This is a genomic window from Streptomyces sp. NPDC006476, assembly GCF_040612015.1.
Lineage (GTDB): Bacteria > Actinomycetota > Actinomycetes > Streptomycetales > Streptomycetaceae > Streptomyces > Streptomyces griseorubiginosus_B.
This window is the reverse complement of sequence record NZ_JBEXPK010000030.1, coordinates 1-25406: the sequence shown is the minus strand read 5'-3', so window position 1 is coordinate 25406 and position 25406 is coordinate 1. Positions and strand designations below refer to the sequence as shown.

Below are 25406 nucleotides of genomic sequence, written 5' to 3'. Positions count from 1 at the left end.
GTCAGGTGTTGGGTGGACGGAGCTGGACGACGTTGCCGGGGGGTGGGGTGGGAGGCTCTTGTGGGGTGTCCGTCTGGTGAATCAGAACGGCGCTCGCGAGGGTGAGGTTCGTGACCTGTTGGCGGAGGTCTTCGATCTCGGCCTTCTGGTTCGCGATGGTCTTCTTGAGTTTGGTGACGGTTTCCCGGAGTCGTTTCTCGGTTTCCGGGACTCCTCTGGTTTTGCTGCGGATTCGTTCGTAGAACTCGTTCTTCAGGTCAGCGTGCCGCTTGATGAGGGCCATGCGGTGGACGCCGGCTTCAGCGGCCAGGGCGACGATGGTGAGGCCGCCGTTGGAGGCGGTGGCTTGCTCGGCGAGGAGCCTGTCCATGGCCGCGCGGATGCGGGTGCGCTCGTCCTGGTGGTGTTGGGTCATGCCAGTGCCTCGAGGGATTCGGCCGTGGTGTCGTGTGTGTCGGCTGTGGCCCTGAGCTGGGCGGCGTTCGCCATCAAGCGCTTGGCGATCGGTCCTGGCGCTCGGGTGGCGAGTCTGTCGAGTTCGGTGGCTCGTTGCCGCAGGTTGCGTGCGTGGGTGTCGGTGCGAACGGTGTTGCCGCAACCGGGCCGGCAGTCGTACTGCCGCGGGGCGGTGGCGCCTGGGTCGGGTTCGCAGAGTGCGTTGTCACGCTTGAACGCGCAGATGAGGAACGCGTCGGGGTTGTCATAGAGCACGATGCCGTCGCGGGCGAGGAAGGCGGTGGCCTTGCGCGCGAAGTTCCTGGTGGTGGTGCGGCCCTCGAAGCGGGGTGTCTGAGCTGCGGCGGACAGGGCCCGTCCGGCGGCAGGACCGGAGATCTTCTCGCCGGCTGCGACGCGGTCTTGGAGCCGGGAGGCGGTGTCGGCTGCCGCCAGCGCGGTTTCGATGTCGAGGACGCCATGGATTCCGTGGCGGCTGCGGGAGCCGTAGCCGCTGGACGTGCGGGCGTCCAGGATCGTGCGCATGTGCCCGTACTGAATGGCGAGCGCGATCAGTCCGCCGGGGCGTCGGGCGATGTGCCAGGCCAGGCTCCGTCTGAACCGGCTCGTGCTGATCGCGCCGTGCGGGTCCTCGGCGATGGTCTGCTCTGGCAGTCCGTGCCTGTCCGCCTCATGGTTCGCCCAGGTCGTGAACTCCCGGATGCGCCTGTTCAGCGAGCTGTTCTTCAACACGCCGTGGAAGCCGTGGAACCAGGGGAAGTCGTGGTGTGCGGAGCTGAGGAGGAGCTCTCCTTCCGGGACCATCCGTTCCAGGACTCGGATGGCGCGGACGACGGGCGCGATGGCGACCCAGGGGACTTCGCGTACTTCGCCGGCGGAGACGTGGTTGCCGTCGTCGTCGGTCACGGTTTTGTAGTGGCGGCTGTGGATCAGGTGCCGGCCAGGGACACCGTCCGTGCCGGGGGCGGGATCGGGGCAGCATCCGGATCTCAGGCCCTGTACTTCCTGCGGCCGCATGCCGGTCAGATAGAGGCAGATGATCACGGCAGCGATGGCCAGGTGCCGCATCAGTTCGGCGGCTTCGTTGTAGTCCAGGTGATCGCGCCAGGGTGAGCCGTTGATCTTGCCGGTCACCGGCACGTTCAGTGGGCATGGCCCTGGACGTTTCGCGGTCAGGTCCGACAGGCCGTGCCGTTTGCAGAGGAAGTTGACCTGGTTGCGATTGGCGCCGGTCAGTCCGGCGACATAGGTGGAGGCCAGGCGCGTCTGACCGTGGATATCCATGGCCGGCAGGGGGAGAGCGGCCTGGGTGCGTGACAGCAGGAACTCCTTGAGCGTGGCCAGCCCCGCGGGAGTGGACTTCGTGGTGGTGGCCGCGGTGTTCAGACGCTGTCTCTCGGCCCAGGCCGCGAGGATGTCGTCGGCGAAGTCGTCGACGAGCCGTATGGACCAGACGAGCAGAGGGCCCAGGACCTGTGGGTCCAGGGGTTCGGTGAGGTTCTCGCCGCTGCCGGCCTTCTCCTGGGGGAGGAAGCCGTCGATGCCCTCGGTGTCCCAGGGTGGCCGGGTGATGCCTGTGGGGCGGGCGCTGAGCTGGTCGAATGCCCAGAGGTCTGTCAGGTTGGAGCTGAGTGACTCCGCGCGGCTGCGGGACATCGCGTCGCCCAGGCGCTCGGTGAGATAGGCCCGCCAGTCGTGCTCGGTGCAGGCGGCAAGGCTCGATCGGTGACGTTGGTGCAGCCAGCGTGCGAGCCGCATCCACTCGCTGCATGTGGTCCGCATGGCCACGGCGGATCCCCGGGGCCGGGCTCCGGCCCCTCTGCCGATGAGGGTGGTGGGACGGTGCTGGCCGTTGATCATGGTCCAGGCCGCCAGCTTCATTTCCGAGAGCATGACCGCCGGGCAGTTCTTCCACCAGATCTTGGGCAGGACGGTGCTGGGGTTGTCGATGAGCGGTGCCAGCGACCAGGCGTCGTCCTCGTAGCGGGAGTTGGGGTGCGTGTTGTCCGTGCTGATCCAGCGGGGCAGCACCACGGGGCTGTCCGGCGCGGGCATGGGCAATATGTGCGGATCGTTCTCGACGGCGGCGGAGGTCACGGGGCGAGGTTTCCCTTCACCAGGAGGTGGACGAGGGCGCGGTCGTTGCTGTCGACGCGGGCGAGGGCGGCGTTCCAGGCCGTCGGGCCGACTTTGTCGCGCAGGTCTTCGAGTCTCAGCAGGTGGCCGGTCCAGCGCTCGTGCCAGATGCGGTCGTCCAAGGCGGATCGCAGGCCCTGCAGCTGCTGGTGCAGGTGAGCCAGACGCGGGTGGTGGCCGGGGTGGATGTGGGCATTGCGGCAGGCCAGGCAGAGCAGGAAGTCCGCTGCGCAGCCGCCGTCCCGAGCAGGCCATGGACTGGTCGTGTCGTCCGCGCAGTCCGCCGTGGCGGTCTCCTGATGGTCCGGATCCGGCTCGGCCGTGATGCGTCCGGCGAAGACCACGGCGGTGGCCTGCTGCAGTGCCTCGTGCGCGCCAGCCTCGAAGATGTCCCGGGAGGCGCGCTGAACGCGCAGGTCGGGCAGCACGTAGACGCTCTCATGGGTGCCCTGGGAGTGCTGCATGGGTCGGCCCTCGCGGGTCACCGTGGTCCGGCGGGTCCGCTGGAAGGGCGATCCGCCCAGTTGGTGACTGCGGGCCCAATCACGCGCGTCGCTCCCAGAGACACCGAACGACAGGGGACCTATTTGCCCGGGACGGTTGGTGTCGCGATGGCGTGGCATTGCCGGGCGGGCTGTGCGTGAAGCCATCAGCAGGTCGGTGCCGGGCGCCAGCCGGGCGGCCAGTGAGCGGGCGGCAGCAGTGGTTTGCAGTGCCTGGGTGATGAGCCGGCCAGGAGAGCCGGCGCCGGAGTCGGTGATGTTCTCCGTGGACAGCCACCAGCCGCTGCCGCCTCTGTTCGATCTGCGCTTTTCGACCTGGACCTGGTAGGTCACCGAGGTCGTCTCCCCGGCCGACGGGGACGCCGTCGGGGCCGGCATACGGTCGTAGACGGACAGGTTCCAGGCGAACTGGTCGGTCATCAGGACGGCGAGCGCGGTGATCTCCATGCGCGTCAGGAAGAGACGGCCCCAGGTCTGCAACTTGTGGGTGCCGCCCAGCAGGCCCGCGTTCGTCACACCGGTGCTGCCGCCGGGCAGGATCGTGCGCGGGACGTCACCGGTGTGTGCGAGGTGATCGAGGATTCGTCCGAGCTTCCATTCCCGGCTGCCTTCCACCAGGCAACCGGCTCGCCAGCGCTCCAGCAGGAGCGTGTTCTGCGCGATCCGCAGCACCGCGGCCCGGAACTGCCTCTGAGCAGCAAGCCGCACCTGTTCCCGCTCGGCGTCCTCGTACGACTGCTTGCTCGGCGCCGGCGCCGGAATCCGACGGGCCAGTTCCTCAGCAGCCGGCCCGCTGGCCAGCCTCACATCCCGCTGCAGCAGCGTGCGCATCGCCAGCAGCAGCATCTTCCCGTGGTTGGTGCCGATATGCCGCGCCCGCCAGCGCTTGAGGACGGCCGCGGTCAGGCCATCGAAATCCTCCGGCGGATCCTCCAGTTCGGAGAGGAACCCTGCGAACGATCCGACTCTCGACCAGTAGGTCTGCGCGCTGTAGTGGCTGTTCCACCTCTTGGCCTGGGCAGCGAACACCGCGGCGAGCGAACGCTGCATCGGCTCCGCGACCGCAAGCGCGGCGAAGTCGTACTCCTTCTTGATGCCCGCCGTGTTGACCACGGTCACCACCAGCCCGTCCGCGGCCAGGGCGGGTTCGGTGCGGTGACCTGCCGGGGGCAGGACGGCCTTGCGTCCCCGGCCGGTCACGAGACCGCCCCGACGAGCCCGTCGATGTCCTGGATGCCGGCCGTCTGCCTGGCAAGCCTCGCGAAGGCGCTGTCCAGGTCCTCGACCTGCTGTTCCTGGCCGTCCGCCGCCGCGGCCAGGATCGACTCCAGCTGCAGATGCGCCACGGGCGCGAGGTAGTGCCGCTTCGTCGTCTCGACATCCGCATGACCGAGCAGCGTCTTGACCAGCCACCACGGGTCACCGAACAGCAACGCGAAGTCCCGCCGCTGTGCCGCAGTGAGCCCGAAGCGGGTCTCCATCAACTGGTTCAACACGATGAGCATGTAAAGGGCGAACGAGTGGCGGGCGGAATGCGGTGTCGCGTACGGACTCTTGCCGCCTACCTCCGCCAGCCGGAACCGCCGCTTGATCTCCCGCTCCTCCAGCGTGAGCAGGACTTCCTCGCAGCGCAGGTTCGCGAGCCTGAACACCCCGTTCCACCGGTCCGGGCCCATGGGCAGGCCCTCCTCGGTCAGCCACAACCACGCCGGCTCCGGCCCGTCCGGCCCCTCCAGGAACAGCCACTGCCGTTCACGCCACCCCAGACGACCCAACTCCTGACCACCGAGGGCGCCATCCTGATCGACCCACTCCACCATCGGTTTCAGCCCGCGCGTCACCCTCGTGACCAGCCGCACCGCCGGTAGCCGGTCGTAGCGGCCCTCTGCCTGGGCCCGCTGCACTGCCCAAGCACGTTCCGACTCCACATACGCCTCGACCTGGCCGACCGCGTCCACCGAGGCGTAGAAGACCCGGCTGTTCTTTGACCTGGTCACCGCTGCAGCCACGCGGCCGTGGCAGTACCGGCCGTGCCGCAGCCGCTGGACAGGCACCTCGAACGTCAACAGCGATCCGCCCTCCTGCCGACGCAGGCCCGAGCTGAGCAGCAGCTGCACGAAGCCGGTGTTCCGCATCTCCGTCCGCGACTCCCAGCCCGGCCCCGGCACTCCAAAACGGGTATGGCCACGCAGCCCGATGTCCGACCACAGCCCCCACGTCCGCGGCGTCAGCCACGACACCCGCGCACTCACTGAGTCCGCAGCCCGGTCCTCTCTCCGCGAGACGTCCACCGGCAGCGGGTGCACTCCCGCCCACCGGAACAGCTTGGTGAACGCCGCCGCCTCCCGGTTCCACTTCGTCCCGCTGATACGGCGCGGATTCTCAGGCGCCCGACATCGCCAGTCCCGGTAGTCAGCCAGATCCTGCTCAGTCGCCTCCTGCCATGGCACCCCGCGCGAGGAAAGGAACTCCAGCAGAAGCCGAGTGTCCGTGGCGTAATTCCGCTTCGATTCCCGCTCCAGACTCCGGAATTCCTTGGACCGAACGAAATTCAGCAGGTCCGCATCGACCATGCCATCCGGCCTCACGAACACCGGATCCCCCGGCCGCAACCCGATCCGGGCCACCGCCTCCGGAAGGTCATGTATCCCCAGGGCCCCGCTCGCCGGCAGGCTTCCCCACCGGCCCGGATCCGGTACTCGCACCACGTGCCACGTGCTCAACAGACGCCTCCTCTGACGCTTGAACACGCGTAATCATCAGGGAACCGACTACGGCAAGCGCGTCGACGGCCACTACTACTGGTACTACCCCGGCCAGGGTTCCGACGGCTTCCGTATCGACACCCCGGTCGCCTGGTCGGACGGCTCCCTCAAGGGCGAGCTGAAGTGGGAGACGTGGAAGTGCTGACCCGGCCGGGCTGTCCAGGGTGGCCCTGAACCTTGCGGCACCACGCCTCACGCACGGCGTGAGAGGAGGGCCGGGTGACCCGGCCCTCCTGCTCGGTTCCGGCTACTGACCTTCCGCGTCGCTCTTCTCGACGGACCAGGGCGCACCACACAGGACGTACGTCAACGCCGTCCCGGCTTGCCGCCGTAGGGGCGGGTGACAGTTCTCGTCCTACCCCCTGACTTCGCTGCCGGAGCCGGGCTTCGTCATGTCGTCGGCCGGTGCAGGCCGTCGAGGACGGTCTCGAAGAGGGGGCGCAGGTAGCCGGAGTTCTCATTGATCTTGGCGATGGCGACGATCAAGTCGAAGATCTGCAACAGCGTGAGGTCATCGCGGATCTGCCTGGCTGCCTGGGCAGCGGCCAGCATCGCCAACGTGCGCATGGGCAACGTCCTCACGCTGTGCATGGGCGCCGTCATCACCGCGCCGCTGTTCTTCCTCTCCCTGTACCTGCAGCAGGTGCTGGGCCAGAGCGCCGTTCGCACTGCACTGTCCCTCCTGCCGATGGTCGCGGTCATCAGCGTCCGAGTTCTGTTGTCCGAGAGGCTGATTCCCATCGTCGGCGCACGCCGCCTGGTGGTGCTCGGAGGCATCACCACTGCGGCTCGCCGCCCCGGTCAGGGAGCGCCGGTCGCCGGCTTCGGGCAGCCGGTTACTCCGTCAGCGCGCCCATTGCCCGATCGAGCAGGACAGCGAGGGAGACAGTGCCCTCGCAGGCCACCCATCCTCGTGCGGCCGCGTCCAAGCAGGCGAGGGCGGCTGCGACCAGCGCGGTCGGCCTGGGATCCTCCGGCCGGCCAGGACTGGCTTCCAGTCGCCTGGCGATCTCCGGCACCATCTGTTCCTGCCACTGCAACAGCTTCTCCAAGTGCCGGGCACGCAGTGACGGCGTCTCCTGCAGCATGCGCAGAAAGCTCAGCGTCTGCTCGGGTGCTTCCTCGTTCACCCGCACCAGGACATCGAAGGCCCGGCGCAGCGCCACCCAGGGCCGCTCCTCGTCGGGGCGGGCGGCGAGCGCTTCCGCGACCTGCTGGCCATCGCCCTCCAGGCCGCCCAGCACGATGTCTTCCTTTGTCCGGAAGTACCGGAACAGGGTGGCGCGCGACAGTCCCGCTTCGGCGGCGATCTGGTCGGCGGTCGTCCGGTCGAAGCCCTGATCAGCGAAGAGCCGGAGCGCTACCTCTGTGACTTCCGCCCGGACTGTTGCCCGCATGCGGTCACGCAGACCGGGCGGCTTCGGCGGGGTGCGGTGGGCGGCGCTGGCGGAGTCGGTCATACGAGCAATCTTACAGCTACGACTCATCTAGAGACTCAGTCTCAAAAAGGTGTAGAGTCTCTCCCCGGAGACTTCATTGCGAAGCAGTGCCGCGAACCGGCACCCCGCGAGGCTGTCGCCGGCCTCTCTCACCCGACCCTTCTTTGGGGAAGCTGCCATGACTACCGCGTTCGACCCGATCGACCTGAGCGGCAAGGCGCTGGCCAACCGCATCGCGATGGCGCCGATGACCCGCAGCCGCGCCGACGCTCCCGCGGCCACGGCGACGGAGCTGATGGCCACCTATTACGCCCAGCGTGCGAGCGCCGGCCTGATGATCACCGAGGGCATCCAGCCGTCGGTCGTCGGCCAGGGCTACACCAACACTCCTGGCCTACACTCCGCTCAGCAGGTCGACGCCTGGCGGAAGGTGACCGACGCCGTACACGCCCATGGCGGCACGATCTTCGCGCAGCTGATGCACACCGGCCGGATCGGCCACCCCAGCCTGCTGCCCGAACAACTCATCCCCGTCGCTCCCTCTCCCGTCGCGGCCGCGGGCCAGGTCTTCACCTACCAGGGCCCCCAGGACTACGTCACGCCCAAGGAACTGGACCCCGACGGCATCGCCCGGACGATCGCCGACTACGTCGACGCCGCGCGCAACGCGATCGCCGCCGGTTTCGACGGCGTGGAGATCCACGGGGCGAATGGCTACCTCATCCACCAGTTCCTCGCCCCCAACACCAATTTGCGCACCGACACCTGGGGAGGCGGCCCTGCAGACCGGGCCCGCTTCGGCATCGAGGTCGCCACAGCCGTCGCGGAAACGATCGGCGGCCACCGGACCGGCTTCCGCATCTCCCCCGGCAACCCCTACAACGACATCGCCGAGAGCGACCCGGCGGACGTGCTGGAGACCTACACGACCCTGATCGCCGCTCTTGCCCGGCTGGACCTCGCCTACCTGCACCTGGTCGAGAGCCCGGACCGCGACCTGACCACCCGGCTGCGCAAGGACTGGCCGACGGCGTTCATCCTCAACCCCTTCACCCACCCCGAGACCACCGGCCCCGGCGCACTCGCCCTCATCGAGGACGGCACCGCGGACATCATCGCCTTCGGCGCGCTGTTCCTGGCCAACCCGGACCTGCCCGCCCGCCTCGCCGCCGGCGGCCCCTACAACACTCCCGATCCGGCCACCTTCTACGGCGGCGACCACCGCGGCTACACCGACTACCCGGCACTGCCCGCCGACAGCGCATGACCTGAACGAAGATCACCATTCGCGAGCATGGCGAGGCAGAACGCGGTGTTCCAGGCCGCAGGCCAGAGTCCTTCTAATCCAGCCCTTTGTGCCTGATGGCGCCCCCTCAAGAGAACGAGCCCTCGGGTGAACCGGAGGAATGTCACGGTGGAGATCGAGCTGCGGATCAACGGATCCGCCCGAAGACTGGACGTCGCGCCGCAGGTGAGCCTGCTCGACGCGCTGCGTGAGTACCTGGGCCTGACCGGTACCAAGAAGGGCTGCGACCAGGGGGCGTGCGGCGCCTGCACGGTGCTGGCCGACGGTCGGCGGATCAACGCCTGCCTCGCGCTGGCGGTGCAGTACCAGGGCCGGGAGATCACGACCATCGAGGGGGTCGACCACCCGTTGCAGGCGGCGTTCGTCCGCGCGGATGGATTCCAGTGCGGCTACTGCACGCCGGGGCAGATCTGTTCGGCGATCGGGATGCTCGCCGAGCACAAGGAAGGCGCGCCCAGTGCGGCGACCGAGCATCTCGCCGACACCGGTGGGGAGCTGGACGAGGCGGAGATCCGGGAGCGGATGAGCGGCAACCTGTGCCGTTGCGGCGCCTACAACGGCATTGTCTCGGCGATCAAGGAGGTCGCAAAGTGAAGCCGTTCTCCTACCTCAGCGCACCGGACACGGCCACGGCGCTGCGCACGATCGCGGACAGCGAGGACGTGAAGTTCCTCGCCGGCGGGACGAACCTCGTCGACCTCATGCGGGAGGGCATCGAGCACCCGGCGACGGTCGTGGACATCACCCGCCTGCCGCTGACCGGGATCGAGGAACTGCCGGACGGCACCATCCGCGTCGGCGCACTGGTGACCAACAGCCGTCTCGCCGCGGACCCTGTCATCCGTGCCCGGTATCCGGTGCTGGCGCAGGCGATCCTGCTCGGGGCGTCCGCCCAGTTGCGGAACATGGCGACCGTGGGCGGGAACCTGCTGCAGCGCACCCGCTGCATGTACTTCTACGACGAGACCTCCGCCTGCAACAAGCGTGCGCCCGGCAGTGGTTGCGACGCGATCGGCGGGTTCTCCCGCGGCAGCGCGGTGCTGGGGGCCAGCGAGCACTGCATCTCCACGCATCCCTCGGACATGGCAGTGGCGCTGGTGATGCTCGACGCGGTCGTCGAGGTGGAGAGCGTGCGCGGCGTGCGGCGGATCCCGATCGCCGACTTCCACACGCTGCCCGGCGACACCCCCCACATCGAGACGGTACTCGCCGCCGACGAGCTGATCACCGCTGTCGAGCTGCCGCCGGTGCCCGTCGCGGCGCACTCGCGCTACCGCAAGGTCCGCGACCGCGCGTCGTACGCCTTCGCCCTCGTCTCCGTCGCCGCCGCGCTGGCCGTCGAGGACGGCCGGGTCACCGAGGTCCGCCTCGCGCTCGGCGGCGTCGGCACGAAACCGTGGCGCGCTACCGAAGCCGAACGGGTACTGCTCGGTGAGCCAGCGACCGAGGAAGCCTTCCGGCGGGCGGCGGAAGCAGAACTCGCCGCCGCAGAGGGCGGGCCGGAGAACGCTTTCAAGATCGAACTCGCACGGCGCACGATCGTGGCGACCCTGAGGCAGCTGTTGACCGAGGGGAGCGCCGCCTGATGTCGAGCTCAAAGGCAACCAGTTCACGCCCAGTCAGCGTGACAACCATCCCTGCCCGACCCGCGCGGCTTCCGCGTGACGTGCACCCGGGCCGTACTGAGGAAGGCAGGGCGGCATGACTACGATCGGACAACCGCTCGACCGCGTCGACGGCGGCGTCAAGACGACGGGTGCGGCGAAGTTCGCCGCCGAGCACTTCTATCCCGGCCTCACGCACGCCGTACTCGTCCACGCCACCATCAGCCGCGGCCGCATCACGGCCCTGCACACCGACGAGGCGAGGGCGGTGCCGGGCGTGATCGCCGTCATCACCCACCTCAACGCGCCCCCCATGAAACCGGCGCCCAAAGCCGGAACCTTCAACTTCACCATGTTGTTCTCCGGCACCTCGGTGAACTACTTGCAGAGCGACGAGGTGCACTGGGAGGGGCAGCCGATCGCGGTGGTCGTCGCGGAGACCTCCGCCGCCGCTCGGGAGGCCGCCGCACTGGTGCACGCCGAGTACACCGTCACCAAGTCCTCGTTGGACTTCGTGGGGTCCGAGGACGACGCACAGCCGCAACCGAACGACTCGTTCTTCCCCCGGGGGGCAAAGAGGGGCGATGCGGAGGCGGCGCTGGCTACCGCGCAGGTGTCGCTGGACCTGCGGTACACCACCCCGCCGCACAGCCACAACGCGCTGGAGCTGCACTCCACCATCGCCGTCTGGGACGGCGACCGGCTCACCGTTCACGACGCGACGCAGTCGATCGACTGGTTCCGCACGCACCTCGCGCTGCGGTTCTCCGTGCCCAGAACGAACGTACGGGTGCTGGCGCCCTTCGTCGGCGGCGCCTTCGGCGGCAAGTTCTCGATCTGGCCCGGCACCATCCTCGCGGCGCTGGCGGCCCGGGCGACGAAGAGGCCGGTGCGGCTGGTGCTGTCGCGGGAGGCGGTCTATCGCACGGTGGGTGGACGCACCCCGTCCATCCAGCGGGTCGCGCTGGGAGCGGACCGCGACGGCAGGCTGACCTCGCTGCTGCACACCAGCGTCACCCGCACCGGCCGGATCGGCGGTCATTTCGAGCAGGTGACCTCCCCGTCCCAGCACCTCTACGCGTCCGAGAACATCCTCGCGCGACACGACCACGTGCAACTCGACCTGCTGCCCAACACCTTCATGCGCGCGCCGGGCGAGGCGATCGGCACCTTCGCGCTGGAGTCCGCGATCGATGAACTGGCCTATGAGCTGGGCATGGACCCGATCGAGCTGCGCCTGCGTAATGACACCGCGGTCGACCCGATCGACGGCAAGAAGAAGTTCTCCCACCGCAGGCTGCCGGAGCTATACGCGCTGGGCGCGGAGCTGTTCGGCTGGCAGGAGCGCAACCCCGAACCGCGCTCGGCACGCGAGGGGCGGTGGCTGGTCGGGACGGGCATGGCCACGGCTTATCACCCGGCATTGACCATGCCGGTCAACGTCACGGTCCGTCTGTCGGCCGACGGCAGCGTACTGGTGCGCTGCGCTTTCCAGGAGATGGGCATGGGCGCGGCCACGGCCCAGGCCCAGATCACGGCCGACGCGCTGGGTGTGCCGTTCGACGCCGTCCGCGTGGAGTACGGCGATTCCGATCTGCCGATGGGGCCGGCCGCCGCTTCCTCTGTCCAGACCGCGAGCACCGCCGCCAGTGTGATGCAGGCGTGCGAGGAGCTGAAGCAGACGCTGAAGTCCATGGCCCGCAAGACCGGCGGCGACAGCAACGAGGAGATACTCCGGCGCGCGAACGTGCCGCACGTCGAAGCCGTCATCGGATCCGAGACGCGGCTCGGCCGGATCGCCGGTCGGGCACGGTTCCTGCCGGGCTTCCTGCTCGGGGCCCAGCGGTTGATCAAGGCTGCCTCCGGTGTGCAGTTCTGCGAGGTGAAGGTCGATGCGGAGACCGGCGAGACGCGGGTGTCGCGGTGGGTCGGCGTGTTCGACATCGGCAGGGTGATCAACGCGAAGACGGCGGCCAGCCAGGTCCGCGGCGGCATCGTGATGGGCTTGGGCCTGGCGATGGCCGAGGAGACCCTCGTCGACCCGCGCAACGGACGGATCATGAACCCGAGCCTGGCCGAGTACCACGTCCCCGTGCACGCCGACGTCCCGCCGATCGACGTGTCCTTCCTCGACCACCCAGATCCGAACACGCCCCTCGGCATCCTCGGCGCGGGCGAGGTGGGCATCGTGGGTGTCGGTGCGGCTGTAGCGAACGCCGTCTATCACGCGACCGGCAAGCGGGTGCGGGACCTGCCGATCACGCTGGACAAACTGCTCTGAAGCGACGGCGGTCGCAAGCCCTCGTCGCGCCGGGCCCGTTCGGGCGCCTGCGGCGTGACGAGTGACTGAGCCGCCTCATGGCAGATCCGCCCCATCCGACCACCACAAGAAAGAAAGACCATGCTGGACATCGCGGACGAGCTGACCCGGTGGCTCGAGGAAGGACGCGAGTTCGCCGTGGCCACCGTCGTGGCCGTCAGCGGCAGCGCGCCGCGCGGGCCGGGCGCCGCGCTTGCCGTAGACGCCGACGGAACGGCCATCGGCTCGGTCTCCGGCGGCTGCGTGGAAGGCGCCGTGTACGACCTGTGCGCCCAGGCGCTCGCCGACGGTGAGACGGTGCGCGAGCGGTTCGGCTACAGCGACGAGGACGCCTTCGCCGTCGGGCTCACCTGCGGCGGTGTCCTGGACATTCTGGTCACCCCGGTGCCCGCCTACGGACCGGACAGGAAGACATTCCAGACGGCGCTCTCGGCCACCGCCCGGGGCGAGGCGACGGCGCTCACCCGCGTAATCCGCGGCCCGGTTGGGCTCCTCGGGCGGGCGCTGACGGTCCGTCACGACGGATCCTACGACGGCGGACTCGGCGGACGTCCCGAGCTGGACCACGCCGTCGTCGACGAAACCCGCTCTCTGCTTGATGCCGGTCGCACGGGCACCTTCGACATCGCGCAGGACGGAACCCACTGCGATCCCGACCTGACCGTGTTCGTCGAATCAAGCGTCCCGCCGCCCCGCATGCTGGTCTTCGGCGCCATCGACTTCGCTGCGGCCCTGGTACGCGTGGGCAAGTTCCTCGGCTACCACGTCACCGTGTGCGACGCCCGACCCGTCTTCGCCACCCGGACACGCTTCCCCGAGGCCGACGACATCGTGGTCGACTGGCCACACCGCTACTTGCACCGCACCCGGACCGACGAGCGCACGGTGGTGTGCGTCCTCACCCACGACGCCAAGTTCGACGTGCCTCTGCTGGAGACGGCCCTGCGACTGCCGGCCGCCTACATCGGCGCGATGGGCTCCCGCCGCACCCACGAGGACCGCGACCGCAGACTCCGCGACATCGGCCTCACCGAAGCCGAACTGACCCGCCTTCACTCACCCATCGGCCTCGACCTCGGCGCCCGCACACCCGAGGAGACCGCCCTGTCCATCGCCGCCGAAATCGTCGCCGCCCGCCTCGGCGGAACAGGCCTGCCGCTGAGCGACCGACACATACCGATCCACCGTGACCGAACCGACTGCCAAGTCAACGGGAACACCTCACCCGCCCTGACGGCAGGCGTCGCATCTGGTGAGGCGCTCTCCACCTGAGAGCCCTGTCGGAACATCCGCCAGGACTCTCGTTCGCACGGCCCCCTCCTGTCGGCCCCGGTCCACCGCTCACACGCGGCTGCACCGCACTCCGCACGCACCGCACTACGGGGAGCACCGCCGACGAGGGGCACCTCGTCCGCCACGTGGACGTCGTGGTGCAGGCCGGGCTGGTGGAGAGGGGCGAGGCGATGACGCTGCTCACCCCGGTGGCGTTGCACCCCGCCCTCCTCGAGGGGCGGTTCAGGTGGCGGCGCTGGAAGGGAGCCTCGGCAGCAAGGTCGTGGCGCGCAGCACCCGCGGGGTCACGCCGACCGAGGCCGGACGGATCATGGTCGAGGCCGCCAAGTCGGTCAACGCGGGGCTGGAGCACGCCAGACGGCAGGTCGAGCGGCTCGACACGGGCCGGACGAAACGCACCGTCGCCACGTTCGCCTGCGGCGCGGATGACGTCGGGGCCGATGTGGGGCAATGCAGAGGGGCTCATGCGGGCAGTTCCTTGAGGTGCCCTTCAGCGACGAACGCCACCTCGCCGCCCACCGTGACCGAGCGGATGCTCTGCCCTTCGCCGTGTGCGCTGATCGCCATCTGGCTGGCACGGCCGGTGAGGCGTCCCTGGTGCAGGGTGACGGTCTCTCCGTCGCCGATCCGGCTGTGTCGGCGCAAGTAGGCGGCGGCACAGCCGGCGCCGGAGCCGGTGGCCACATCCTCCAGGTTGCCGTCGTTATTCCAATGGCGACCCTCCAGCGCGGCGGCGTCGAGTAGGTAGGCGAACTGTGCACCGACAGCAGCGAGGGGGGCGTCGAGGTCTTGGGCGATCCGGGCGCGTTCCAGTGCGTCGCCGTGCACAGGGACGATGAGGTACCGAAGTCCTGTGGAGAGCACTTCTGGAGGCAGTTCCGGGTCCAGGTCGTCGGCGTCCAGGGAAAACCAGGTGGCCAGCTCGGGGATGGTGGGGCGGCCGAGGAATGTGGCGGGGCCCTGGTCGAGAACGGCGGTGTAGCGGCCCGCTGAGCGGCGTCGGGTGGTGACGTCGACCGTTCGGGCTTTCAGCTTCAGGTGCCAGCTCTCGTTCTCGCCGACGCCGTGGAGAGCGTGCAGGACACAGGCTGCCCCGATGAGGGGGTGTCCTGCGAAGTCGAGTTCCTCGGCGAGGTCGAAGACGCGCGCGCCCCAGGTCCGCTTATGGGCGGGGTCGGGGGCGAGGAATACCGATTCGAAATGGCGCATCTCCCGGGTGATGCGCGTCATCTGCTCCCCGCTGAGCCCCCCGGAGTCGGGAAACACCGCCAGGCTGTTGCCGCTGTAGGGCTGTGAACTGAAGACATCGACGTGCAGGTAGTACATGTTTCGGACACTCCGGTCTGTCACGACTTGCTGTCATCACGAGGCGTCTGCCACGCAGCACCGTGCCCGACCGCACAGGCGGGGTCCCCCGGGTGTCCGTCGGGTGCGGGCGGGAGAGCTGCGCTGAGCGAGTACAGGATGAGCAGGTAGGTGTCGCTGAACGGGAACCGATACAGGCCGTCCGGGCCCTGCGGGAGGATGTGACGCCCGTCGGTCTCGGTTTCCGTGTGCTCGCCGAGGCGCTCCACGACCAGGCCCGCCGAAGCGGCCGCCGTCACGATCTCGCCGACCGAATACGGGTATTGGGAGGACTTCTTCGGCTCGGCGGGAGCTTCGACGTGGGCGTACGTGCCCGTCATCGCGTCATGCTGCGGTGTGCCGCCACCGTAGGGCCAGTCGGCCACGAAGGGGTCGAACGTGAGCACCGTCTGGAAGACGGGGTGAAGGTCCACGACAACCAGTCGGCCGCCCGGCCGCAGCGCTGTCGCCGCACCGCCCATCCAGGCGCCGAGGTCTCCGATCCACGAGAGGACCCCGTAGGTGGCGACGACCAGGTCGAACCTGCCCGCCAGAGCGTCGGGGAGACGCTGGGTGTCCGCTTCCACGAACTCCGCGACCAGACCGGCCCGCTCCGCCAAGGTCCGGGCGCGTGCGATCGCCTTGGAGGAGAAGTCCACACCGGTGACGCGTGCACCCAGGCGCGCCCAGTTCAGGGTGTCCATACCGAAGTGGCACTGCAGGTGGAGTAGGTCCTTGCCTGCCACGTCGCCCGCAAGTTCTCGCTCGATCCCGCGCAGCGTCTGCCCGCCGGCGAGGAATGCCTGCACGTCGTACGACCGGTCTCCAGGGTCAGTTCCGTGGAATTCGGCGAGGTCTTTCCAGAGGGCCCGGTTGGCCGCGAGGCCGTCCCGGGCCGCCACACTGTCCTCGCGGGCATGTACGCCCTCAGGTTTGTTTTCAGCAGCCATTGCAGGCCTGTCCTCCTGCTTTCTGTTCCAAAGACGCTTCCCGACGGGCAGTTGGCGGCGCAGCCGCTAGAGAAGCGGCCGGCCCTCTTGCGCAGCCCCTGCTGGCGAGATGCCCGAGCTGTGCTGGTTCTGGCGCGGCGACGGCAGGGTGGCCGCGGGGGGCGTCGGCTCTGCGGCCTTCGCCACCGCCTCGACTCGCCTTCCGGCCATGCGGCACCCCAGGCAGTCCGGGTGCCCCTGCCGGGCGCCAAGGTCTTTCACCCGCCAGTCCCACTGGTCGGCTGGGCGGGGGCCGCTGGGCTTCCCCCAGCCCGCCAGGTGGAGAAGCCAGGTGATGACGGCGGCCAGGGCGATCACTGCGACGCCGGAGATCACCAACGCCGCCGAAACCGCGATGACTCCGAGACCTGCGACGCAGAAGCCGACCACTGCGACGGTTGTTCCTGTCCAGCCGGCCACCGTATGACCCAGGTCCACGTTTTCGTGCGCGCTCATTTTCTGTAATCCGATTCTGTGGATATGGATGGGGAAACGACAGTCGTAACGGGGGTGTCACCGTCGACGATTCGTCAGCTCGCCGGGGTGCGTGCACCCCGGCGCCTACGACCAGGCGCTGTCATCCCTGACCGTCCTGCGACCACTTGAGCCACCGCCTCGGTGGTGTACCGGGTCGGTGGAACTCCGGTCCGCCCCCGCCCGGTCGCGCGCGGGGACCGCGTTCCCTGGGATGCCTTCGTAGGGAGGTGGTCCTCCGCCCACACGGTCAGTGCGGTCAGAGGTATGAGGAGCGCCTTGCCGTGGGAGGCGAGCGTGTAGACGGTGCTCGTGGGTGTGCCCGGGTGGGCGGTTCGGGCCACCAGGCCGAGGGCCGTCATCTCACGGAGGCGTCGGGTGAGCAGGCCGTCGCTGAGGCCGGGGACGCGCTCGTGAATGAGGTGGGGGTCGGCCGGGCCCTTGGCGAGGGCCGTGATGATGAGCCCGGTGCCGCGTGTGCCGAGGAGAGCGAAGGCCCGGGTGAGGGCTTCCAGTGGCTTCGGCAACCGCTCGGGGCCGGGTTGGTGCACCGTCTGTGTGCGCAACGGAGTCATGTCGGTTCCCTTCCTGGTGCGGCGCGCGGGACGAATCGTGGCCCCTCGCGCCGCCCGTCGTGGTGGATCTGTCCGGCAGTCGGTTGGTGCTACGCCGTCGCCGGAGCGGCCGTTTCCCGGTCCGTGCCGTCGGTCTGCGTCTCCAGGGCGACCGTGCCGGGCTTGCCGGTCCGGCGCAGTAGGAGGGTGACGACGGCGGCGGCCAGGACGGTGGTTGCGGCGCCGCTGAGGAGTGCGAGGTGCATACCGGAGGCGAAGGCGTCGCGGGCCCGGTCGATCAGTGCGGGATTGCCCGTGGCGTGGCCTATGTGGTTGGCGGCGGCGAGGGAGGAGCGTGCCGCGTGCGCGATCGGTGCGGGGAGCCCGCTGGTGTCGAGCTCGTCTCGGTACTGGGCACTCATGAGGCTGCCGAGGACGGCGATGCCCAGGGCGCCGCCGAGTTCACGGGACAGGTCGTTCACGGCGGATCCCACGTTCTGCAGACGGGGCGGCAGGGCATCGGTGATCGCCGCGGTGGCCGGCGTCGTGGCCAGGCCCATGCCCGCACCGAGCGGCACGAGCCCGCCGGCGACCAGCCAGTACGAACTGCCGGCGTCGAGCTGGGCCAGCACGACCAGACCGGTGGTGACCAGGAGAAGGCCGAAGGTCCATGGGCCGCGAGCGCCTCGCCGGGCAACCAGGCGCGGGCTGAGGCGTGCACTGGGGATCATCGCCGCGGACATCGGCAGCACGCTCACCGCGGCCATCAGGGCGCTGTCACCGCGCACCAGCTGGAGGTACTGCATGGTGACGAAGATGAACCCGAAGAAGGCGAAGAACTGCAGCGTGGTGGAGATCGATCCGGCCGCGAACGCCTTGTGGCGGAACAGCCGCGGGTCGAGCAGGGGGTGCGGGTGCCTCAGTTCCCAGACGACGAACGCGACCAGGACGGCGAGCCCGAGGGCTATGCCGGTCAGGGTGCGCGTGCTGCCCCAACCATGCTCGGGCGCCTCGATGACCGAGTAGACCAGCGCTCCCAGCCCCGCCACGGTGAGAGCCGCTCCGGTCACGTCCACACGCTGCCTGCCCGGCTGCGCGGACTCCGGCACGAAGACCTGGGTGCCGATGAACGCCACCCCGGCCATCACGGTGTTCAGCCAGAACACCGAGCGCCACGACCACACCTCGAGCAGCGCGCCGGAGGCGAACAGCCCCAGCGCGGCGCTGGCGCCCGCGACGGCCGCCCAGATGCTGATGGCACGCGCCTGCTGGGTGCGGGGGAACGTGCTGGTGATCGTGGACAGCGTGGCGGGCATGACGAATGCGGCTGCCACGCCGAGCACCGCGCGCAGGGCGATCAGGACGTCCGGCTCGGTCGTGAAGGTCGCGGCGAGCGACACTCCCGCGAACAGTCCGATACCGCCGAGCAATGCCCTGCGACGGCCGAAGCGGTCGCCGAGGGTCGCTGCGAGCAGCAGGAACGATGCGAAGATCAGACTGTAGGAGTCGATGATCCACGACAGCTGGGTCTGGTTGGCGTGTGTCTCCTGGGCGATGTCGGGCAATGCCACGCTCAGCGATGCCATCGCCGATACGACGGTCGCCAGGGCCAGGCAGGTCACGGCCAGAACGGGGCCGGTGCGCACTGCGCGCACCGGCCCTGTGGCCTGGTGCGGAACGGGGGCGGGCATGGGGGAACCTCCTGTGAACGAGACTGGTGGACTGGGCGAAACTGGTGGACGGGCGGCGCTCGGCGTCGGCCGCTCCCGCCGGGGTCAGCTGGTCACGACGTCTTCGAGGCTGCGGCGCGGGCTGAGGCCCGGTGTGCGCTCAGGGTGGCCGACGCGGAAGGACAGCAGGCCGGTCGAGGCGGGGCGGCCGAGCAGAGCGGCCCAGCGGGCGGAGAAGACGTCCCGGTTGCCGGCCGTGGTGTCGCGGTCGATGCGTTCGGTGATCTGGTTCATGTGGTGCAGGCCGAGGCCGAGGGCGGTCGCGGTGAGGTGCATCCGGGCCAGCAGCCGTCCGCCGTTGACCTGCGCGGTGCGGTCGGTGACGTCGTCGACGACGATGACGCCGTAGGCGGCTGCGGTCGCGGTGTGCACCTCGCGGGTGGCCTTGACCCAGTAGGCGTCGCCGTCCTTGCGGGACTGCGCAGGCAGGAGTTTCGCGGCGAACAGGGTCAGCGCGCCGACTCCCTGACCGTCGAGGGTGAGCCCGTCGCGGTGCTGGTCGATGCTGCTGCGCGCGCTGCGGAACCAGGTGAACGCCTCGGTGGACTGGGCGGTGTCGGCGGTGATCGCCTCGGTGGCCTCGACGTAGAGCCGGCCCAACTGCTCACGCGCCGCCTTGTCGTTGATCCAGAGCACGCTCGCCCCGTCGATGCGGGAGCTCTGCTGGGTGAACCCGCTGAGGTCGACGGGCGCGGATGTGTACGGGCCGCGGTTGGTGTGCCGGTGCGGGATCGCGGCGGCGAGGTCGCGGTCCTGCCCGGTGCCGCCGTCCCGCAGAACGATCCGGGCGACATGCTCCGAGGCGATGCCGTCCGGGAAGAGGATGACCTTCGTGGTGAATCCGGCCGGTCCGGCGGCGATCACCATGTTCTCCACGGCGCAGCCGAGCCCGGCGAAGTGTTCGCGGCCACTGGCGTCGTTGAGCGGCATCCGCCGACTGGGGTCGGAGTGGACGTCGATGGTGTCTGCGTCGACGCGGATGCGCCAGGGCTGGGTGTTGTGCGGGTTGCACGCGAGGACGCCGGCGGCGACCACCCGCTCGATGCCGGACATCGTGGTCCAGTCGTGCCAGAGGTCGTACGGATCGCCCGATCCGGCGCTGAAGGCGCCGTTGGTGGCGGCCCGGAGTCCGCCGAGGCCCACACCGAGGGTGGCTACCGAGCCGATGCCCAGGCCGGCCAGTTTCAGCGCGTCCCTGCGGGTGAAGGCGATCTCAGGGGGTTCGTCTGTGACGGTGTTCGTGGCCATTGCGTCTCTCCTGTCGCGCGGCCCCGGGTGGTGCCAGGAGACTCGCGTCGGACAGGGTGCTGGCGCATCACCCCGCCGCGGAATGTACCCGGGGTGGTGGAGCTGGCAGAATCGGCGCCGGGTTGCGGTGCCGGGCCGCAGGTCGGGAGCGTCGTGACGTCGGACATACCCAGGCGGCCACTGCTGGCCGTGAAGCAGGTGATCCCGCCGGCCCGGGCCGGCGCGGTCCCGCGCGAACGCCTGCGGCGGCAGCTGCGTCTGGCCGAGACCCGTCTGACGGTGGTGGTGGCGCCCGCCGGCTGGGGCAAGACGAGTCTGCTCAGCGGCTGGGCGGCCGACCCCGAGGAGAAGCGCCGTATCGCGTGGGTCTCGCTCGACGACAGTGACGACGAGCCCGTCCGGTTCTGGAGTTACGTGCTCACCGCCCTGCACAACGCCGGCGACGCGATCAGCAGGGGCCCGCTGCAGGCACTGGACGCGGCCGGCGTCTCCCCGGTCGACCTGGCGCTGCCGATGCTGCTGAACGAACTGGCGGCGACCACGGTGCCGCACGTACTGGTCCTCGATGACTACCACCTGCTCGCCGATCAACGGATCCACGAGGCGGTCGAGTACCTCGTGGCATACATGCCCGCCTCGTTGCGGATCGTGATCGCCTCGCGCACCGACCCGCCGCTCCCGATCGCACGGCTGCGGGCCCGCGGCGAGCTGACCGAGCTGCGGGCGGCACAGTTGCGGTTCTCGCCGGACGAGGCGGCGGCCCTGGTGGCAGCGGTGTCGGGTCACGACCTCGACGAGGCGGTGGCAGCAGCCGTATGGGAACGCACCGAGGGGTGGGCGGCCGGCCTGCAACTGGCCGCTCTCGCGCTGCGCGCGGACCCGGCGAAGGCCCACGCCGACGACCGGCATCTGCTGGACTACTTCGCGGCCGAGGTGCTGCCGGGCCTCGCGCCGCGCCATCGGGACCTGCTCGTCAGGGCCGCGCCGCTCGAACGCCTTTCCGGTCCGTTGTGCGACGCCGCGCTGCAGGTGACCGGATCGGCCGAGGTGCTGTCCGATCTGGTCAGGGCTGATCTGTTCGTGGCCGCCCTGGACGACGAGCAGCAGTGGTATCGGTGTCATCATCTGCTCCGGGAGGTTCTGGGACGCGAGGCCACGGCGGACCCACGGGAGGTCCTGGGTCATGCCGCGGCCTGGTTCGCCGACGAGGACCGCATCGACGACGCCGTGCACCACCTATTGCGGGCCGGCCGCGACGAAGAGGCCGCCGAGCTGATGCTGCGCACCGCGGAGAGCTGGTTCTTCCCCCGTGGCACCGCGGCGACGTACCTGCAGTTCGGCGAGCGCCTGTCCAGGCGGACGGTGGGTCCGGAGCTGGCCTACTCGCTGGCCTTCGCGGCGGCGCTGTGCGGCGACCAGGACCGTGTGAACCGCTGGCTGGACGTCTGCGAGGCGGGCGGGACCCCAGACACCGTCCTGCCCGGTTGGCACAGCTTCCGCGGTGCCGTGCTCACCGTGCGCGCGGGCTTCGGAATGTCGGATGCCGAGGCCGCGCAATCCGTGGCCCTGGCCCGGCAGGCTCTCGAACTGGAAACCGCCGGCGGTGTCACCGCGCACCCACACGTACCTGCGACACTCGGTGGCGTGCTGGCTCGAGACGGCCGTTTCGACGAGGCCGCGACCCTGCTGCTCGACGTGTGGCAGCAGCGCCGCCGCGACTCCTGGCCACTGTGGACCGTGATGGCTGTAGCGGGCATGCTGGCGGTCAGCCTTGTCGAGGCCGGCCGCGGCGAGGACTGCGACCGGGTGCTGCGCGAGGCCGTTCCGACAGCCGACGCCGTCGAGCGCGACGGGAGGGAGGCCAGCACTCCGGGGCTCGCCGCGCTGCGTATCGCCGCCGGCAGGCGCGGTTACCTGAACGCCGACATGGAGGCGGCCGCCGTCCTGCTGCGCCGCGCCGTCACCCTCGCCGAACTCCACCCGCGGCCGACGACGCTGTTCCTCGGCCTGCTGTATCTCGCGGACGCCGAGCTCGCCTGCGGCGACCGGCCCGCCGCCCGCGCCGCATTGGCCCGGGCCCGCGAGGTGGTTGAGGAGGAGCCGGTGAGCGCCTACGCGAAGCGGCGGCTCGAGGAGAGCGAGGCGCGGTTGGGCCGCGTCGGCGCCCGCACCGCCGTACGCTCCGGTGCTCTCGCGGAGGAACTGACCGACCGCGAGTTGTCGATCCTGCGGGCACTGCAGGGGTCGGCGACCCAGCGGGAGATCGGGGCGGCCATGTTCCTGTCCATCAATACGGTCAAGGCGTACAACAAGAGCCTGTACCGCAAGCTCGGCGTCGCCTCCCGGCAGGACGCCGTCACAGCGGCACGCGAACTCGGCTTGATCTGACCCCACCCCGGGTGCTTCTCCCGGCGGGTGGTGCACTGCCACCCGGGCGGCGGGTTCCCTGTGAACATGGCCCCTCCCCGGTATGAGCTGACGCTGCGCGGACCGATCTCCCGCACCTTGCTGGACATGATCCGGACCAGGTTCGACCACGTGTCGACACCAGGCGCGGACGGCACCGTACTGATCGTCGAGGACGTCGACCAGGCGTCGGTACGCGCCCTGCTGACCCTGCTCTGGGACACCGGCCATCATGTGCTGGCCTTCGAGGAGACGACCGTCTGAGAGGCCCCCGAACAACGTTTGCACTACCGGTAGTTGAGCTCGGCGAGCTCGGTGGCGAGCTTCTTCGGCATGCCCGTGTGGCCGAGCAGGGGAAGCGCGATGTTGCGTGCCCCTCGGACCATCGCGTTGCGCGTGGTGGCGACGCGGGTCATCCGGTCGGTGAAGGCGACCACCCGCTGCGCGACGGGCCGGCGCCGCGCCTCGTAGCCGTCGAGCTGCCCGGACGCGAAGCCCCGGCCCAGGGCGTAGCCGTCCTGGATGCCGGTGTTCATCCCCTGGCCGCCGGCGGGGCTGTGCACATGGGCGGCGTCGCCGGCCAGCAGCAGACGGCCGGCACGGTAGTGGTCGGCGACCCGGTGGTGCACCCGGAACCGTGACGACCAGGCCAGGCCGGTGACCCTGGCCTGGTGCGGGGCGCGTTCGTCCAACAGCCGCTGGACGAAGGCGAGATCCGGTGTGGCGGGCGCGTCGTCCACGGTGGCGACGACCCGGTAGTGCCCCCCGGGCAGCGGCGCTACGACGGTGAGTCCCGCGGTGCCGAACGTGAGCGAGACCTCCTCGGGGCCCGGGGCCCAGTCCATCATGACGTCGGCGAGCACGAAGGACTCGGCGTAGGTGTTGCCGGAGAACCCGATGCCCGCGGCCTCGCGCACGGTGCTGTGCATACCGTCGGCGCCGACGGCGTACGCGGCGAGCAGCGTCTCGCCGGTGGTCATGGTGAGCGTGACACCGTCTGCTTCCTGGACGACGGAGGCGACCTCGTAGGGGCGGTGCACGTCGCCACCGAGCGCGCGCAGCCGCTCCAGCAGCACGCTCTCGGTCTCGTACTGCGGGACCATCAGCGTGTACGGGTGCGCCGTGGGCAGCTGGTCGAACGGCACGGTCAGCAGCCTCCGGGCACCGTCGCGGACGGCGAACCGGGTGACCTGCACGCCTCGCGCGATCAGGTCCTCGGACGCTCCCAGCTCGTCCAGGACCTCCAGGGTGCGGGCGTGGACGACGGCGGCCCGTGAGGTGTTCGCGCCTTCGGCCAGCTTGTCCAGGACGACGAAGTCGATGCCGGCGGACGCGAGTGTGACGGCGAGCGCGAGCCCGGTCGGGCCGCCGCCGACGATGGCGACCTCGGTGCGGCCCGGGAGTGCGGTGGTGTTCATGACGGGGTTTCCCTTCTGCGGAGACAAAGCCAACAACCGTTTGCCAACACTTGTTGGCCAACAGCTGTTGGCATGATGCTCACTCCCGCGCTGGAAAGTCAACACACGTTGGCCTACAGTCGTTGGCATGACGCGAGGCACCGAGATCACCAGCACCGACAGGCGTTCGGACCGCACCAAGGCCGCGATCCTGCGGGCCGCACGCGAGCGTTTCGCCGCCCAGGGCTACGAGCGCACCACCATCCGGGCCGTGGCCTCCGACGCCGGCATCGACCCCTCGATGGTCATGCGCTACTTCGGCAACAAGGCCCAGCTCTTCGACGCGACACTCGCCATCGACCTGCGAATGCCCGACCTCACGGACGTCCCTGCGGACGAGCTCCCCCAGACCCTGGTGCGGCACTTCCTCAAACGCTGGGAGGGCGACCCGGCCGACGACGCACTGCTGGTCCTGATGCGCTCGGCGGTCACCAACGAACAGGCCGCGGCACGGATGCACGAGATCTTCGCGGCGCAGGTCGCCCCCGCCCTGGCCGCCGCCCTCGGCCCGGAACTCGCGGCACACCGGGCCGGCCTGGTCTCCGCACAGCTCCTCGGCCTCGGACTCACCCGCTACCTCCTGCGGCTCCCCGCAGTGACCACCCTGACGCCGGACGAGATCGAACGCGGCCTCGCCCCGGCCCTCCGGGCCGTCCTCGACCCGAACTAGTGCCGTATCAGGCAACGTTCGCCCTGCGGTGACGTGTTGCCTGGTTGCTGCGCCCGGCGGTATCGGACGGCCAGAATGATCAGGTGGCTGAACGTGTGCGGGTCCGGGAGATTGATGACGACGAGGGCAGGCGGTTGCTGCGGATCATCCGCAGAGGCACTGGCTCGGTGGTGACCTGGCGGCGGGCTCAGATGGTGTTGTTATCCGCGCAGGGCATGCCGGTTGCGAAGATCGCCGAGGTGACGTTCACCAGCGACGACCGGGTTCGCGACGTGCTCCACAACTTCAACGCGGACGGCTTCGACTCGCTTTACCCCAAGTACAAGGGCGGCCGGCCGAAGACCTTCACCCTCCCGGAACGCCGGGAGATCAAGAAGATCGCCAAGTCGAAGCCGGCCGAGCACGGCCTGCCGTTCTCGACCTGGAGCCTGGCCAAGCTGGCCGACTTCCTGGTCGCCGAGGGGGTGGTCGACGACATCAGCCACGAGGGCCTTCGCATCCTGCTCCGCGAGGAGGGCGTCTCGTTTCAACGCATAAAGACCTGGAAGACCTCCCGCGACCCCGACTACGCGGCCAAGAAGGCCCGCGTCGAACACCTCTACGCGATCGCCGACGGCGAGGTCATACCCGAGGAAGGCGAGCCCGAAGTCATCTTCTGCATGGATGAGTTCGGGCCGCTCAACCTCCAGCCGCACCCCGGCCGGCATTGGGC

General features: G+C 69.7%; 23 protein-coding genes. 10 read left to right on the top strand and 13 right to left on the bottom strand.

Going from position 1 to position 25406, the window contains the following annotated elements; genetic code table 11:
• Position 1 precedes the first annotated feature (1 nt).
• From ABZZ74_RS29985 to ABZZ74_RS29970, 4 genes are read right to left on the bottom strand one after another with little or no spacing between them, the layout of a single operon-like run.
• Positions 2–415, bottom strand: coding sequence for a hypothetical protein (locus ABZZ74_RS29985; protein ID WP_356770168.1), 414 nt, complete (start codon positions 413–415; stop codon positions 2–4).
• Entirely contained in the window at positions 412–2553 is a 2142-nt protein-coding gene (locus tag ABZZ74_RS29980; protein ID WP_356770166.1) for an integrase, read from the bottom strand. Before ABZZ74_RS29980 ends, ABZZ74_RS29985 begins: the two co-directional genes overlap by 4 nt.
• Positions 2550–4295 carry a hypothetical protein gene (locus ABZZ74_RS29975; RefSeq protein WP_356770164.1) on the bottom strand — a complete coding sequence of 582 codons (1746 nt, stop codon included), beginning with the start codon at positions 4293–4295 and terminating at the stop codon, positions 2550–2552. The genes ABZZ74_RS29980 and ABZZ74_RS29975 overlap by 4 nt, the downstream gene beginning before the upstream one ends.
• Positions 4292–5818, bottom strand: coding sequence for a site-specific integrase (locus tag ABZZ74_RS29970; protein WP_356770344.1), 1527 nt, complete (start codon positions 5816–5818; stop codon positions 4292–4294). Before ABZZ74_RS29970 ends, ABZZ74_RS29975 begins: the two co-directional genes overlap by 4 nt.
• 19 nt (positions 5819–5837) lie before the next feature.
• Between ABZZ74_RS29970 and ABZZ74_RS29965 the strand changes: the two genes are divergently transcribed.
• On the top strand, positions 5838–6005 hold the full coding sequence (locus ABZZ74_RS29965) for a hypothetical protein (RefSeq protein WP_356770162.1): 168 nt from the start codon (positions 5838–5840) through the stop codon (positions 6003–6005).
• 245 nt (positions 6006–6250) lie between these two features.
• Here the strand turns inward: ABZZ74_RS29965 and ABZZ74_RS29960 are convergent, their stop codons facing one another.
• Positions 6251–6427 carry a hypothetical protein gene (locus tag ABZZ74_RS29960; protein ID WP_356770160.1) on the bottom strand — a complete coding sequence of 59 codons (177 nt, stop codon included), beginning with the start codon at positions 6425–6427 and terminating at the stop codon, positions 6251–6253.
• Positions 6428–6696: 269 nt separating this feature from the next.
• Positions 6697–7320 carry a TetR family transcriptional regulator gene (locus ABZZ74_RS29955; protein ID WP_356770158.1) on the bottom strand — a complete coding sequence of 208 codons (624 nt, stop codon included), beginning with the start codon at positions 7318–7320 and terminating at the stop codon, positions 6697–6699.
• 157 nt (positions 7321–7477) lie between these two features.
• Between ABZZ74_RS29955 and ABZZ74_RS29950 the strand changes: the two genes are divergently transcribed.
• The 5 genes from ABZZ74_RS29950 (at position 7478) to ABZZ74_RS29930 (ending at position 13801) form a co-directional block, all read left to right on the top strand.
• Entirely contained in the window at positions 7478–8566 is a 1089-nt protein-coding gene (locus tag ABZZ74_RS29950; RefSeq protein WP_356770156.1) for an alkene reductase, read from the top strand.
• 147 nt (positions 8567–8713) lie between these two features.
• Positions 8714–9199 (top strand): 2Fe-2S iron-sulfur cluster-binding protein, encoded by a 486-nt coding sequence (locus tag ABZZ74_RS29945; RefSeq protein ID WP_356770154.1) that lies wholly within the window; start codon positions 8714–8716, stop codon positions 9197–9199.
• Positions 9196–10191, top strand: coding sequence for a xanthine dehydrogenase family protein subunit M (locus ABZZ74_RS29940; protein ID WP_356770152.1), 996 nt, complete (start codon positions 9196–9198; stop codon positions 10189–10191). The genes ABZZ74_RS29945 and ABZZ74_RS29940 overlap by 4 nt, the downstream gene beginning before the upstream one ends.
• A gap of 115 nt (positions 10192–10306) precedes the next feature.
• Positions 10307–12490 (top strand): xanthine dehydrogenase family protein molybdopterin-binding subunit, encoded by a 2184-nt coding sequence (locus tag ABZZ74_RS29935; protein WP_356770150.1) that lies wholly within the window; start codon positions 10307–10309, stop codon positions 12488–12490.
• A gap of 120 nt (positions 12491–12610) precedes the next feature.
• Positions 12611–13801 (top strand): XdhC family protein, encoded by a 1191-nt coding sequence (locus ABZZ74_RS29930; RefSeq protein WP_356770148.1) that lies wholly within the window; start codon positions 12611–12613, stop codon positions 13799–13801.
• A 483-nt stretch (positions 13802–14284) separates the two neighbouring features.
• Here the strand turns inward: ABZZ74_RS29930 and ABZZ74_RS29925 are convergent, their stop codons facing one another.
• The 6 genes from ABZZ74_RS29925 to ABZZ74_RS29900 form a co-directional block, all read right to left on the bottom strand.
• Entirely contained in the window at positions 14285–15148 is an 864-nt protein-coding gene (locus ABZZ74_RS29925) for a PhzF family phenazine biosynthesis protein (RefSeq protein ID WP_356770146.1), read from the bottom strand.
• Positions 15149–15168: 20 nt separating this feature from the next.
• Complete coding sequence (locus tag ABZZ74_RS29920) at positions 15169–16116, bottom strand: class I SAM-dependent methyltransferase (protein ID WP_356770144.1); 948 nt, start codon at positions 16114–16116, stop codon at positions 15169–15171.
• A 66-nt stretch (positions 16117–16182) separates the two neighbouring features.
• Positions 16183–16611 carry an HGxxPAAW family protein gene (locus ABZZ74_RS29915; protein ID WP_356770140.1) on the bottom strand — a complete coding sequence of 143 codons (429 nt, stop codon included), beginning with the start codon at positions 16609–16611 and terminating at the stop codon, positions 16183–16185.
• Positions 16612–16685: 74 nt separating this feature from the next.
• Complete coding sequence (locus tag ABZZ74_RS29910) at positions 16686–17204, bottom strand: helix-turn-helix domain-containing protein (protein WP_356770138.1); 519 nt, start codon at positions 17202–17204, stop codon at positions 16686–16688.
• A gap of 89 nt (positions 17205–17293) precedes the next feature.
• Positions 17294–18874, bottom strand: coding sequence for an MFS transporter (locus ABZZ74_RS29905; protein WP_356770136.1), 1581 nt, complete (start codon positions 18872–18874; stop codon positions 17294–17296).
• A gap of 84 nt (positions 18875–18958) precedes the next feature.
• Positions 18959–20161, bottom strand: a complete 1203-nt coding sequence (locus ABZZ74_RS29900; protein WP_356770134.1) for a hypothetical protein — start codon at positions 20159–20161, stop codon at positions 18959–18961.
• Between the two features lie 153 nt (positions 20162–20314).
• On the opposite strand from ABZZ74_RS29900, the gene ABZZ74_RS29895 reads away from it, so the two are divergent.
• The gene (locus ABZZ74_RS29895) at positions 20315–22549 is read left to right on the top strand and encodes a LuxR C-terminal-related transcriptional regulator (protein WP_356770132.1); all 2235 of its coding nucleotides are present in this window, start codon (positions 20315–20317) and stop codon (positions 22547–22549) included.
• Between the two features lie 66 nt (positions 22550–22615).
• Positions 22616–22831, top strand: coding sequence for a hypothetical protein (locus ABZZ74_RS29890; RefSeq protein WP_356770130.1), 216 nt, complete (start codon positions 22616–22618; stop codon positions 22829–22831).
• 23 nt (positions 22832–22854) lie between these two features.
• On the opposite strand, the gene ABZZ74_RS29885 is transcribed toward ABZZ74_RS29890, so the two are convergent.
• On the bottom strand, positions 22855–23985 hold the full coding sequence (locus ABZZ74_RS29885; RefSeq protein ID WP_356770128.1) for an FAD-dependent monooxygenase: 1131 nt from the start codon (positions 23983–23985) through the stop codon (positions 22855–22857).
• A gap of 127 nt (positions 23986–24112) precedes the next feature.
• On the opposite strand from ABZZ74_RS29885, the gene ABZZ74_RS29880 reads away from it, so the two are divergent.
• Together ABZZ74_RS29880 and ABZZ74_RS29875 are read left to right on the top strand one after the other, a co-directional pair.
• On the top strand, positions 24113–24694 hold the full coding sequence (locus ABZZ74_RS29880; RefSeq protein ID WP_356770126.1) for a TetR family transcriptional regulator: 582 nt from the start codon (positions 24113–24115) through the stop codon (positions 24692–24694).
• A gap of 83 nt (positions 24695–24777) precedes the next feature.
• Positions 24778–25406, top strand: a 629-nt coding sequence (locus tag ABZZ74_RS29875) for a helix-turn-helix domain-containing protein (protein ID WP_356770124.1), incomplete at its 3' end; no start/stop codon positions are given.

What these genes read in the sequence shown, in the direction of transcription:
- ABZZ74_RS29885 (WP_356770128.1), bottom strand. Translation starts at nt 23,985, where the DNA reads ATGAACACCACCGCACTCCCGGGCCGCACCGAGGTCGCCATCGTCGGC.
- ABZZ74_RS29880 (WP_356770126.1), top strand. Translation starts at nt 24,113, where the DNA reads ATGACGCGAGGCACCGAGATCACCAGCACCGACAGGCGTTCGGACCGC.
- ABZZ74_RS29925 (WP_356770146.1), bottom strand. Translation starts at nt 15,148, where the DNA reads ATGTACTACCTGCACGTCGATGTCTTCAGTTCACAGCCCTACAGCGGC.
- ABZZ74_RS29900 (WP_356770134.1), bottom strand. Translation starts at nt 20,161, where the DNA reads ATGGCCACGAACACCGTCACAGACGAACCCCCTGAGATCGCCTTCACC.
- ABZZ74_RS29955 (WP_356770158.1), bottom strand. Translation starts at nt 7,320, where the DNA reads ATGACCGACTCCGCCAGCGCCGCCCACCGCACCCCGCCGAAGCCGCCC.
- ABZZ74_RS29890 (WP_356770130.1), top strand. Translation starts at nt 22,616, where the DNA reads ATGGCCCCTCCCCGGTATGAGCTGACGCTGCGCGGACCGATCTCCCGC.
- ABZZ74_RS29985 (WP_356770168.1), bottom strand. Translation starts at nt 415, where the DNA reads ATGACCCAACACCACCAGGACGAGCGCACCCGCATCCGCGCGGCCATG.
- ABZZ74_RS29910 (WP_356770138.1), bottom strand. Translation starts at nt 17,204, where the DNA reads ATGACTCCGTTGCGCACACAGACGGTGCACCAACCCGGCCCCGAGCGG.
- ABZZ74_RS29920 (WP_356770144.1), bottom strand. Translation starts at nt 16,116, where the DNA reads ATGGCTGCTGAAAACAAACCTGAGGGCGTACATGCCCGCGAGGACAGT.
- ABZZ74_RS29935 (WP_356770150.1), top strand. Translation starts at nt 10,307, where the DNA reads ATGACTACGATCGGACAACCGCTCGACCGCGTCGACGGCGGCGTCAAG.
- ABZZ74_RS29950 (WP_356770156.1), top strand. Translation starts at nt 7,478, where the DNA reads ATGACTACCGCGTTCGACCCGATCGACCTGAGCGGCAAGGCGCTGGCC.
- ABZZ74_RS29915 (WP_356770140.1), bottom strand. Translation starts at nt 16,611, where the DNA reads ATGAGCGCGCACGAAAACGTGGACCTGGGTCATACGGTGGCCGGCTGG.
- ABZZ74_RS29905 (WP_356770136.1), bottom strand. Translation starts at nt 18,874, where the DNA reads ATGCCCGCCCCCGTTCCGCACCAGGCCACAGGGCCGGTGCGCGCAGTG.
- ABZZ74_RS29960 (WP_356770160.1), bottom strand. Translation starts at nt 6,427, where the DNA reads ATGCGCACGTTGGCGATGCTGGCCGCTGCCCAGGCAGCCAGGCAGATC.
- ABZZ74_RS29930 (WP_356770148.1), top strand. Translation starts at nt 12,611, where the DNA reads ATGCTGGACATCGCGGACGAGCTGACCCGGTGGCTCGAGGAAGGACGC.